Source organism: Cupriavidus mimosae (genome assembly GCF_023952485.1).
GTDB lineage: Bacteria > Pseudomonadota > Gammaproteobacteria > Burkholderiales > Burkholderiaceae > Cupriavidus > Cupriavidus taiwanensis_C.
Map to the genome: position 1 here is coordinate 1 of NZ_JALHRY010000036.1, position 12264 is coordinate 12264.

7 protein-coding genes and 3 pseudogenes are annotated in these 12264 nt (G+C 59.8%); 6 read left to right on the forward strand and 4 right to left on the reverse strand.

Translation table 11 applies throughout. The annotated features are described in order from the left end of the window. Positions 1-450, reverse strand: a pseudogene (locus MKD50_RS29490) (AMP-binding enzyme); the annotation flags it as partial. Positions 451-646: 196 nt separating this feature from the next. Between MKD50_RS29490 and MKD50_RS29500 the strand changes: the two are divergent. Together MKD50_RS29500 and MKD50_RS29505 are read left to right on the forward strand one after the other, a co-directional pair. Continuing rightward, a complete protein-coding gene (locus MKD50_RS29500) occupies positions 647-1420 on the forward strand; it encodes an SDR family NAD(P)-dependent oxidoreductase (RefSeq protein WP_012354461.1) in 774 nt (257 codons plus the stop codon). A gap of 7 nt (positions 1421-1427) precedes the next feature. Beyond that, entirely contained in the window at positions 1428-2630 is a 1203-nt protein-coding gene (locus tag MKD50_RS29505; protein WP_012354462.1) for an acetyl-CoA C-acyltransferase, read from the forward strand. Between the two features lie 58 nt (positions 2631-2688). On the opposite strand, the gene MKD50_RS29510 is transcribed toward MKD50_RS29505, so the two are convergent. Further along, entirely contained in the window at positions 2689-3375 is a 687-nt protein-coding gene (locus MKD50_RS29510; RefSeq protein ID WP_012354463.1) for a Crp/Fnr family transcriptional regulator, read from the reverse strand. A gap of 383 nt (positions 3376-3758) precedes the next feature. After that, positions 3759-4409 (reverse strand): TetR/AcrR family transcriptional regulator, encoded by a 651-nt coding sequence (locus tag MKD50_RS29515; protein WP_012354464.1) that lies wholly within the window; start codon positions 4407-4409, stop codon positions 3759-3761. 324 nt (positions 4410-4733) lie between these two features. Here MKD50_RS29515 and MKD50_RS29520 point away from each other — a divergent pair, with 324 nt between their 5' ends. Further along, positions 4734-6452 (forward strand): tannase/feruloyl esterase family alpha/beta hydrolase, encoded by a 1719-nt coding sequence (locus MKD50_RS29520; RefSeq protein WP_012354465.1) that lies wholly within the window; start codon positions 4734-4736, stop codon positions 6450-6452. 348 nt (positions 6453-6800) lie between these two features. On the opposite strand, the gene ltrA is transcribed toward MKD50_RS29520, so the two are convergent. Next, a complete protein-coding gene (ltrA, locus tag MKD50_RS29525) occupies positions 6801-8513 on the reverse strand; it encodes a group II intron reverse transcriptase/maturase (protein ID WP_018003737.1) in 1713 nt (570 codons plus the stop codon). Between the two features lie 297 nt (positions 8514-8810). Here ltrA and MKD50_RS30815 point away from each other — a divergent pair. From MKD50_RS30815 to MKD50_RS30775, 3 genes and pseudogenes are all read left to right on the forward strand, one after another. Further along, a pseudogene (locus MKD50_RS30815) lies at positions 8811-9797 on the forward strand (DUF4158 domain-containing protein); the annotation flags it as partial. A 117-nt stretch (positions 9798-9914) separates the two neighbouring features. Further along, entirely contained in the window at positions 9915-10874 is a 960-nt protein-coding gene (locus MKD50_RS29540) for an IS5-like element ISRta5 family transposase (RefSeq protein ID WP_012354468.1), read from the forward strand. A gap of 55 nt (positions 10875-10929) precedes the next feature. Continuing rightward, positions 10930-12228 (forward strand): annotated as a pseudogene (locus MKD50_RS30775) (Tn3 family transposase); the annotation flags it as partial. Between the last annotated feature and the right edge of the window lie 36 nt (positions 12229-12264).

A 12264-nucleotide genomic window follows, 5' to 3' on the forward strand; every position in this document is an offset into this window, starting at 1 on the left:
ATAAACAACGCGCACGGGGCATTTGTAGTGCGCCAGTCGTGCCCGACAAAAGGCAATGATTCCCTCCTCGGCAGGTTCGCTCACCCCATCCTTGAGTTCGATGAACGCGCAGGGCGATTCTCCCCATTTGGGATGAGGTTGCGCCACAACCGCGGCAATCAGCACCGCCGGGTGCTGGTGCAAGACATCTTCGACCTCGACGGACGAGATGTTCTCGCCACCCGAGATAATGACGTCTTTCGATCGATCGGTAATCTGGATGTATCCGTCCGGATGCACCACTGCCACGTCGCCGGTGTGGAACCACCCGCCACTGAACGCGCGCTGGGTGGCTTCGGGGTTTTTCAGGTACCCCTTCATCACGATATTGCCACGTAACATGAGTTCGCCCTGAGTCTTGCCATCCCACGGCACAGCACTCATCGTGTCAGGATCCGCGACATACAATCCAGGTTGTGCCCGAGGTGTAGTTCAGAGCGATGGCGTCCCATTCATCCTCGGGATAGAGACCCGGAAAAGCCGGATCGCCCTGCTGAAGAAACTGCTCATATTCGAACTCGCCAATCAACTCTCCCGCCGGCGCCAGGGGGTCGAGGATATCAATAACCAGCGGAGGGCTATCCAGTCTCATCAGGTACGCACCGCGATGGCTGGGAACAACGCCCTTGGGGTCGGAGACGTATTCGTAGTGACGGGGGCCGGATCGGGCCTCGGGGCCGCCACCGCAATGGCGCTGGCGGAGGCAGGGGCGAAAGTGGTCGTCGTCGATCTTGACTCGAACTCGGGACAGGTTGTTGCCAGGCAGGTGGGCGGCATTTTCGTCCGGGCTGATGTCACGAAAGAGGAAAGCGTCAAGCAAATCTTCGACTATGCCAAGGCGCTTGGACCGTTGCGAGGACTCGTCAACTGTGCAGGCGTTGCGCCCGCTGAGAAGGTGATTGGCAAGAGCGGCGTGCACGGGCTGGCCTCATTCCAGCGCGTGCTGGAGATCAATGTTGCCGGCACGTTCAATGTGCTGAGGTTGTCGGCCGCCCTGATGGCGGAACAGCAGGCAACAGGCGATGGGGAGCGCGGCGTTATCGTCAACACGGCATCTGTTGCTGCCTTTGACGGACAGGTCGGCCAAAGCGCTTATGCAGCTTCAAAGGGCGCGGTGGTGGCAATGACGCTTCCGCTGGCGCGTGAACTCGCGCGCTTCGGGATACGTGTGGTCACGATTGCGCCGGGCATCATGGCTACCCCATTGCTATTGGCCATGCCGGATGAAGTGCAGAAGTCGCTCGGTGCGTCTGTACCGTTTCCTCCGCGGTTGGGCAAGCCGCAGGAATTCGCGGATCTCGTCAAGCATGTGATTGGCAACTCGTACCTCAATGGTGAGGTCATTCGACTCGACGGTGCCATCCGTATGGCAGCAAAGTGAGGGAATCATGCTGAACTCAAACATCGACCCCATCGTCATCCTGTCTGCAGCGCGAACGCCAATGGGCGGTTTTCAGGGAGAGTTGTCCCCATTGACGGCCCCGGAACTGGGAGGCGCTGCCATTCGTGCGGCCGTGGAGCGCGCGAACGTGAATGTAACGTCTGTCCAGGAATTGCTCATGGGATGCGTGCTGCCGGCTGGCGTCGGCCAGGCTCCGGCGCGCCAGGCCAGCATTCACGGCGGCCTGAGTCTCGCCGTGCCGTGCACCACGATCAGCAAGGTATGCGGATCCGGTATGAAGGCGGTCATGTTGGCGCACGACCTGCTTGTGGCGAAGACCAACGACATCATGGTCGCGGGCGGCATGGAGTCAATGTCCAATGCGCCCTACCTGTTACCGAAGGCTCGAGGCGGGTATCGACTGGGTCATGGGACGGTCCTGGACCACATGTTCCTTGATGGTCTTGAAGACCATTACAGCGAAGGCACGCGCGGACGCTTGATGGGAACCTTTGCGGAGGACTGTGCTGCTACGTACGGATTCACAAGAGATGCGCAAGACGAATGGGCGGTGTCGTCCACGCTGCGTGCGCAAGCCGCAATGGAAGCCGGGGACTTTGACTGGGAGACCGTGCCACTCACGTTGGAGGGTCGCAAGGGGCGGGTGCAGGTAAGAAGTGATGAGCAGCCCCGCAAGGCTGATCTGAACCGTATTTCCACCCTGAAGCCTGCTTTCAGGAAAGACGGGACGGTGACGGCTGCAAACTCGAGTTCGATCTCGGATGGGGCTGCCGCAATGGTTCTTGCACGGCAATCCGTCGCAGAGACGATGGGGCTGCAACCGATTGCGAGGATCGTCGGTCACGCGACACACGCGCAAACTCCGGCGACATTCACCACTGCGCCAATCGGGGCGATCCAGAAGCTGCTCGGGCAACTGGAATGGTCCGCATCGGAAGTCGATCTTTGGGAGATCAACGAAGCATTCGCGGTTGTCGCAATGGCGGCCGCGCGCGATCTCCGGCTGGACCGGGACAAGATCAACATCCACGGTGGCGCCTGTGCCTTGGGTCACCCCATCGGCGCTTCGGGTGCGCGGATCCTGGTCACGCTGTTGGCAGCGCTTAAGAAAACTGGCGGCCGTAGAGGGATCGCCAGCCTGTGCATTGGCGGTGGTGAGGCGACCGCCGTCGCCGTTGAGATGGCTTGATCATCGGTCGTGCTGCATCTCCGACGCGATGCAGCACGACTGCTGTCGCAAACGTGGATTAGTCGCCCATGTGGGCGAATTGCCGAAGTCCCTCAAGATCGATCACTTGGATCGCGCCGTATTCCATTGCAACCATGCCTGCATCAGCAAGTTCGCGAAGCGCTCGATTGGTATTCTGGCGCGACAGTCCTGTGAGCCGTCCAATTTCTTCCTGCGACAGCGCCAGGGTCCGGTCGGTCGAAGGGTAGAGTTGACGGTGAAACAATTCGGTGAGGCAGAACGCCACACGACCTGCTGCTTCGTGAAGCCTCAGGTTATGCACTAGGCCGACATAGTAGCCACAACGTGCGTTGAGCTGATCGATAACGTATCGGCTAAATGTGTGATTCTGTTCGAGCAGCCAGAGGAAAGTCGCTTTCGGTACATAGGCGATCCGGCTGTCTTTCAATGCCACTACCGAATACTGTCGTGGTTCGTCCTTGAGGACAGCACCCTCGCCAAACCATGCGCCCGCGGGCATGCTGGCGAAAGTAATGGCTCTTCCGCATGCGGATGCAGTATCTACTTTGACAATACCTTCGACAACTCCAAGCCAATGATCGGCCGGGGCGCCGCGGTGACAGGCCGTGCCTCCGGCGGTCAGGTGCTTTTCAAAGGAGTCCGTCATGACGCGCGCTTTTTCCTGGTCCGTCAGGCGATCGAACCAAGCGGAATTCCCAAAGAATGACGCGAGCGACGCGCGCATGGTCGTCTCAGCGGGCAGCGGCGGCCGAGAAATCTGTCTCCCGAAGCCGGGGGATAGCGATTGCATAGCGAGTTCTCTTTGGTTGCCCGTGGGAAGGCTCTTCTTCGCTGCGTACGGTGTGCACGAACGGAAGTCAACCTTGCGTCGCGTTCGGCTGCGGAGCGCCGATTCGCCGACAGGATGATCTTAAGCGAATCATGATTCCACTTAAGGCTAAGCGGCTCAACGGCCCATGTCAAGCCCTAATGCTCAGTAAAAGCAGGAAATTTCCCGGCTTTAAGGCTATTAAAAGTGCACTACGCTACTCGTCATCGGTCGCGTGGCACTCTTAAGTGCAATTTGGATTCCTATTTGCGCGAAACCAGGTAGGCGGCCCTGCGTTACTACGCGGCGCTCGGGGGAGGGAAGGACAGCATTTGCCCCGCAACTCCGCGCAGGCAGAATGTGATGATTGCGGTGGCATGCGCACTCAGGGACGTCGACGCCTCAGCGGCCTCATTGCTTAGCGGCACGACGAGGCCTTCAAACAGGCAGCCAACGATGCAATCTGCTGAAGCAGCGGCGTTCTGAGCGGGGAATGCCTTCTCGGTGATGCCTTGTTCGATGATTGTCTTGAAGACTCGGGAGAGGGCCCGATGATAAGTCAGGCGCGCTGACTCTACGTCGGGTTCTACAGGTTCAGCGACGAGCGCATGGGCCAGTCGTCGACCGCGGAGCGCCCGGCTGGCAAAGGTCCAGGCGGCCGCGCCAAGCTTCTCGCAGGCGGCGCCGTCTCGCATCGCAATTCCCGCTACAACTTCGACTTCGCGTTGTGCCGCCGATTTGACGACTTCGATCATCAACTCTGTTTTGGAGGGAAAGTAGCGGTAAAGCGTCCCTATCGCGATGCCGGCAGCATCCGCGATCGCAGTCATCTGCGCTTCGCGAAAGCCTGATTGCGCCACAAGTTCGCGCGCCGCTTTAAGAATAAGGGGATGCTTGTCGGCGCCACGGCGTCGGATCCGGACCCGGTGTCCATTCGGAAGATCTTGCATGTCGAATCTGCCGTAGTTCTGTTTCCGCATGGGGACCGCGGTCCACGCGATGGCGGTGCGCCGATTATGCCACGCACTGTCACCCCGTGCCCACGACGCAACCCCGTTGCCTCTGATGATCCTGCATCCTGACGCACGCACAGCTTTGTCCTATGCAAGACAATCTTCGCACGCGACGATCGTTACTGTTCCTGCTGTGGGTTCCGTGAGCACTGGAGTTGGCAATCCAGATGCACGCGTCGATGCACGATGGCCGATCGGAGTCGGCAGTGAAGTGCATGGGACCGCGGAGCACTGCGTACAACATGGCAAGGAGACACAACTATGAATCATGCTCGCGATAAGGTTTGGCGTAGCGTTGGGGCTTTGACCGTCCTCTCAACATTGGCGATCTCGCTGGCTGGATGTGGGGGTGAAGAGAGCGCCCCATCAGTCGGTGCACCTGGCCCAACGACTGCGCAAAAGTCACCGACGGAACTGTGCGGCGAGTTGAAGGGCATTGCCATTCCAGCAGGAAATATTGGCTTGGCCTCTACGGGGGCAACGATAACTTCTGCAACTTTGGTCGCTGCGAGCGACAGCGGCAATACGAGCGGTGAGTTCTGCAAAGTACTGGGCGGCATTCATCCCGTTGACTCTTCTGCACCCGACATCCAATTCGAAGTTGACCTTCCTACGGCATGGAACGGGAAGTCGCTCCACTTTGGCGGTGGTGGACTTGATGGAGTCATTCCTGACACGACTGGCTTCGCCGCATCGGGATTCTCGCCGTATGGCGAGCCGAGCGGTGTCCTTGCCCCGTTGGCTCGAGGCTATGTCACCTACGGTAGCGATGCTGGCCACCAGGCAGCCAATGACTTCGTCGGGACCTTCGCGTCAAACGATGAGGCACTAGCAAACTATGCAGGAAGCCACATAAAAAAGACGCACGACGTCGCGACGTTTCTGATGAAGACGCGATATGGGCAATCCGCGAGCCAGAGCTACTTCATTGGGGGATCTGGAGGAGGTCGGATGGGGCTCGTTGCGGCCCAAAAGTATGCGTCTGATTACGATGGCGTCATCGCCAGCTATCCTGCGTCCGGGCTGCTTGGTCTCTCATTCCAGATGGGGCGAATTTCGCAAGCCTCCCTCTCACCCGGCGGGTTTATCAATGCCGCTAAGGGCAAGGTCTTGCGAGACGCGGTCATGTCGCAGTGCGATACCCTTGATGGGGTAGCGGATGGTGTCATCAGCAATCCAGGCGCGTGCGGATTTGACGCGGCTACACTGCGCTGTCCAGGCGGTGCAGACACTGGAGACACGTGTCTGTCGGATGCACAACTCAATACCGTGGCGACAATCGCCACGCCGCTCATCACTACCTTCGACTTCGCGAATGGTATTCGAACCATCCCGGGCTACAAAGTACTTGCTGGTGCCGACTTTTGGGGGCCGCTGTATCCGTCCCTGGGTTCATCAGCAGCGGACGCCGTTGCGGATCCGGCCACGGCTGATGTGGCAAAGGCATCGTTCTTCTATGCCTTCCCGAATGCCCTGGTGAAGTATGCAATTGCTCGCGACCCGAGCCTCGACATCCTTACCTTCGGGTTCACGAATCCCGGCGCCCTGACCGCGCGGACACAAGCGGTGAGTCAGTTGATAGACGGAACGAGCGTCAATTTCGATGCCTTCAAAAACAAAGGCGGAAAGTTGATCCTGCAACATGGGCAGGCGGACCAGTTTATTCCTGCGCAGATGTCCGTTGACTTGTACAACCGCCTGCTTGCAGCCTATGGGCAGTCCCAGCTCTCATCGTTCCTGAAGTTCTATTTGCTCCCGGGCGCAGCGCATGGCTTCGGCGGCCAATTTGAAGGGGGTTACGACAGCCTGACGGCCCTGGACTATTGGGTGACAAAAGGGGTGGAACCCCATGATCTGATCGTTACCGATGTTACTCCGCCAACTACCGGTAGAAAGCGCCCGGTATGCGAGTATCCCGCGTGGCCAAAGTATGTCGGGGGCGACCCGAACAGTGCAACAAGTTACGTCTGTACTGCTTGAACCATCGAATGCACAGGTAAAGCAACCACATTGGCCCGACGTTTCGTCGGGCCAATGCATGTCGAGGATCTGGTGGTAATTGGACTTCATCCCTTGTTCCGCGCTGAGCGGAACTAAAAATAGGCCGGCTGCGCAGTTCTTGAAGGCCGAAGTAGGATTGACTTCAGCCATTCACCGCCTAGACGCGAATGGCTGAGACTGGCCGGCTACCGCCATTGCACCACGTCATCACCTGCTTGGTGGGAATGGGGAGGGTGTGACGGGGATCGCGGTAGGGACGGAGGTTACCCCCCGCCCCCCGCACAGATCCGTACGTGCAGGGCTACCGCATACGGCTCCTGCCTTGAGTCATGACGCGAAGAAGCGCTGTGTTGGGTAAGGGTGTAGAACGCGAACTGACGGTACATATGGCGCGACCCGTCGGAGGAATCGCGCCCAGGACATTCGCCCATATTGCCCACGTCGCCGGAGGGCATGTAACCAGGCTCGGCAGACCCCAGAACGGAATCTACTTAATCGCAGGTTGTTGCCCGGGACGGCGTGATAGTTGAAGTAGCCCTGCATCACACGGCGTAGCCATGTGCCGACCACTGCGATCGGTTCGTGCCGGCGCCGGTACAGCGCCTGCCGCAGTGCCTTGAGTGTGGCACGCATCCGCTTGCTCGATGTCAACCGCCTGACGATGAAACCGCCATTCGACCGCTTGGTCGCGCAAATGTGCGTGAACCCAAGAAAGTCAAACGTCTGCGGCCGGCCCAAGCCAGCGCGCTTGCGTAGGCTGGCCGCGTAGCGACCAAACTGCAACACTCGCGTCTTCTGTTCGTTGAGCGACAGCCCGAACTGAGCAAATCGTGCCTTTAAGGCCTCCAGGAATCGCGAGGCATCAGCCTCGGCCTCGAAGCCCACAACGCTATCGTCAGCATATCGCACGACGATCACGTCACCCTTAGCGTCGCGGCGACGCCATCGCTGGAGCCATAAGTCAAAGACGTAGTGCAGGTAGATGTTCGCGAGCAGCGGTGAGATCACCGCCCCCTGTGGGGTACCTACCCGTATTTCCGTCTTCGCCCCGTTCTCGATGACGCCGGCCGTCAGCCACTTGCGGATGAGCCGCAGCAGGCGCTTATCCGCAATTCGGTGCTCAAGGAACCGCATCATCCACCCGTGGTCGACCGTGTCGAAGAACGAGCGAATATCTGCGTCGAGCACCCAGTTCACTTTCTTCCAATGCAGCCCCACCCACAGCGCATCAAGCGCTTGGTGCTGGCCACGTCCGGGCCGGAACCCGTAGGAAAACCCAAGGAAGTCGGACTCGTAGATTGGTGTGAGCACTGTCACCACCGCTTGCTGGACGATCTTGTCCTCCAGCGCAGCGATGCCTAGCGGACGCTGTTTGCCGTCCGCTTTGGGTATGTACACTCGCCTTGATGGCAGGGCACGGTAGCGGCCAGCTTGCACCGCGTCCCAGAGCTTGCCTATCCGCTCGACCAAGCATTCCTCGTAGTCGTGCCATGTCACTCCATCAACCCCGGCCGCCGCCGACTTCTTCAAATGCATGAAGCTGTCGATCAGCAATCGCGGCGTGATGTGGTGCATCAGCGCGGTGAACTGCACCTTCTTGCCCGATGCCTTTTGGGCACAGGCTGCTTCGCGTACGCCGTTCAACCCCGTCGACGCGCGGGACCGGCTCTGTGTCCGGGGCGCGGGAGATTGTTCGGCGTTCCTCTTGGCTGCTCGCCTTCCCTCCCGATCCTCCGCAGACGCCGGCTTTGCGGCCGCGTCGTTGTTCGGATCGTTCCTCGGTACTACGCAAGCATCTGACTTCTCGCCAGCGTCGATGTCGGGCGTACGGCCATCGGCCTTCCCCGACCCGCCCACCGCCAGCTGCTCGGTGGGCACTGGCGAGATCTCCCAGTTCCTGTGCAGAGAGCTTCTGTGCATGCTCAGGGTCTTCGACCGCGTGGAGCCCGCCGAGAACTCGCGTTTAGCGCCCTCGACGATGTTGCCTTCCGCTTCGATCAACAGCGTCGGCGCTCCAGACAGAATGATTTCGCGGCTCAATGGCTGGCCTGCACTCTCCCCTGTCAACGCTTCGGCTGCACCCTCGCGGGTGCCGCCGCATGACTCGGGGCCAGGGTGGTTCGCTATTCCTTTCCTGTATCGAACTTTCATCGACTACTCTCTGCCAGTCTCCTGGCGCACTAATCGTACTTTTCGTGCAAAATCTGGCGGTTTCCCCGAAAGCCTTTGTCCACAACGCTTTCCGACAAGCCCACACTTGTTGACGGCTACGAATGAGAGGAGGGCGTAACATATGCGCCCGCGATTCGTATCGCGCCATCTCGATGGGGGCAAGAGATGCCGGGCTTGGGATTTCGCTATGTGGGAAGGGACCGGTTGCCGACGCGGTTGTCGGATTTCGATGTGGAGCGATATTTCGCACTGACCGACAGCGACGTCGCAGCGCTCAATGAGCGCTTTCGTCCCGACCGGCGCGCTGGGGCGGCCATCCAACTGGTATTCCTGCGCGCAAGTGGGCATAGCCTCGGCCAAGTCAGTACGCTGCCGCGCCAGTTGCTCCACTACATCGGCCAGCGGCTCGGTTTGACGACGCCGACCATTGCATCGCTTCGGACCCTATATCGCCGGTACAAAACGCTCTATGACCACCTGATCTGGGCCTGACGGCATCTGGGGTTGAAGTCAATCGGCCCGGACCAATGGGCAGGCCTCGAAGCATGGATGCGCAAAAATGCCAAGGAGTCGCTCACGCTCGACGAACTACTCCAGCACGCGAACTGCTGGCTGTACGAACGAAGGATTCTGATTCCCGCCGACCGGACGTTGCGAGATCTCGGACGATCGGTCTGGGCTGAGACCGAGCGCGACACGCTCGCCCTGATCGAGGCGACCGTCCCTGAGACGCAACTGAGGCGCGCCGATGCAGCGCTATCGAGCCAACACGACGCCGCAGACATGACCGTTCTCGACTGGCTCAAGACGCCGCCGGCCCGGCACAGTCCGACGACGATCACCGAAACGCTGGAAAAGATTCGGTTTCTCAAGGAGATCGGTGTACACACATGGACGCTGGACACCGTGCCGATCGATAAGCAGCGTGCGTGGGCACAGCGGATTCAGGCGCGCCGTCCGGTGAAGACCCGCGAGCTCAAAGGGTCGGCGCGCACTCTTGAGCTGGTATTTTTCCTGCGCGTGACGCTGCTCGAGTTGACCGATTCTCTGCTCTATCAAATAGGGCGCCGCGTTTCCGATCTGGTTCGGCACGCCTACAACAAGACCACAACGAAACAGGCTCGCTCTTCTGTTGAATATCGACAACAACTGGGGCGTTGTTGCATAAATCCGGGGTCGGTTGGGCTGACGTTTACGCGCAACGGCTGGAACGCTGGCTCTGTTAACTTCTGACGATGCGGCGTAGTGTCTTGGATTTTTTCCGGGACGATGCGCAAGGACAACCGACAGCAAGCCGAGCCCAAGGGGGTCTACCGCGTCAAGAACTGGGCGCAGTACAACAAGGGGCTGATAGCCCGAGGAGACGTGACGATGTGGGTCGAAGAGAGCTTGCTCGTGCCACCGGCTAAAGCCCAGTCGCCCAAGCGTGGCCACCCGCTCGTCTATACGGATGCGCTGATCCAGGGTCTGCTCGGTCTCAAGCAGGTGTTCCACCTGCCGCTGCGCGCGCTGCAAGGCTTCGCGCAGAGCTTGCGCACCCTGGCCTTCCCAACATTGCCAGTGCCGAACTACACGACATTGAGCCGCCGCGCGCAAAATCTGAACGTCGTGCTGCCCGCCTCTCGTACCGGCGAGTCGCTGCATCTGGTGATCGACAGCACTGGACTGAAGCTTTACGGCGACGGCGAGTGGAAGGTTCGCAAGCACGGTTGGTCCAAGCGCCGGACTTGGCGCAAGGTCCATCTCGCCATGGACGCGAACACCGGCCAAATCCGTGCCGCGCTGATGACCCATCAGGACGTTGGCGATGGCGAAGTGTTGGCCGACCTGCTCGATCAAATCCCCGCTGATACACCGATCGATACCATCGGAGGCGACGGCGCTTACGACAGCAAGCCGTGCCACGCGGCGATTGCCGCGCGGGATGCACAGCCCTCGATTCCACCACGCGATGGAGCGAAGCCATGGTCCGAAAGTACGCCGGGTGCAGCCTGGCGTAACGAGGCCATCGATGTCATCGAGAAGAGCAGTCGACGCGAATGGAAAGCCGCCAGCGGCTATCACCGGCGCTCGCTGGCAGAGACCCTGATGTACCGCCTCAAGACGCTGACGGGACACAGTCTGTGGGCACGCGAAATCGGGTCGCAGGCCACCGAAGTGGCCATCCGTGCGGGCGTGCTCAACCGCATGGTCGCGCTCGCTCGCCCGCAATCCGTCTGTATCGCCTGAGTTCAGCCTCACCGAGGAGCCCCTGTTTTCAATCTCGATTTATGCAACAACGCCACAACTGGTCGTGATCAAAGCGCTCGTTCATGACAACACGCGCCCGGCAGAAGTCCGACTTGCAGAGATAGGAGCACTTCTTGGGGAGCTACCGGACAAGCCTCCAGCCAGCCATGCGGCCAGCGTGCGCGAAACGCTGACTGATGATTACCGACGCATCCGTAGTCTCCTTGCACCCCTATGTGAACTGGAATTCTCGGGTCGGGACACAGAACCTAGCCTACAGCAACTCGAGCTTATCGCCAGGCTGCGCGATGACGGCGCGACGGAGTTGCCCATTGAACACGGCGTCCCGATTAGCGCCAACTGGCGCGCTTTGGTCGACTGCGACGATCGAAAGCGTGCACTGCACGCTCTGGAAGCCTCCGCGATCACGAGCTTGCGCAAAGATCTGCGCCGCGGGTCGGTGTGGATCAACCACAGTCTGTCCTTTCGTGAACGTGACCAGATGTTGATTCCACCGTCAGAATGGGAGTCCGAGCGAGACCGGCACCTATCATTATTGGGTCTACCAGCTACCGCGGATCCCTTTCTCGAGCGATTGACTGAGAATTTGAAGGCCAGTCTCGCCGCGCTGGAGGAGGCTCGCGAAGCCGGACGCGTGACAATCGGCAAGGATGGCGCTCTGCACCTCTCGACACTTGAGGCGCTACCGACGGACGGGATACCGAGGCGCACACGAGACCTGCTGTTCAAGGCGATCGGCGCAGCTCAGTTTGCGGATCTCATGATGGAGGTGGATGTCCACACGGGATTTAGCGAAGTACTGCTGGCGCGGAAGGCACGCGATGCCAAAGAACTTGTCTCGCTCTACGGCGCGCTGATGGCACACGGCACCGAGATCGATGCGAAAGGCGTTGCCGCCATGATTCAGCAAGTCGATGCTGCGGCGATTTCGAACACAATGCGTGTGCTCGAAATGTCGGGCCGGCTGTCGCGCGCCAACGCGCGCGTGGTCGAGTTTCAACGTACGCACCCCATTACAGAGTTGTGGGGAACTGGCCAGCGAGCCTCGAGCGACTCGATGAGCCTGGATACATCACCTCATCTGTTTTACGCTCGTGTCGACCCGCGTAGGCGCACCCATGCAGTAGGTATCTACACGCACGTCCTGGACCAGCATGGCATCGTGTACAACCAGCCCATCGTCCTTAACGAGCGCCAGGCGGGGGTTGCAATCGAAGGGGCAGTGCGCCACAGCGACACGCGCGAGGACGGCGGCCTGCTCGCGCTTGCCGTTGATACGCATGGGTATACGAACGTGGGAATGGCTGTGTCGAAGCTGCTCGGCTTCGATCTATCAGGCTGCTGAAGTACTCATCGCGCTAGCGATGAG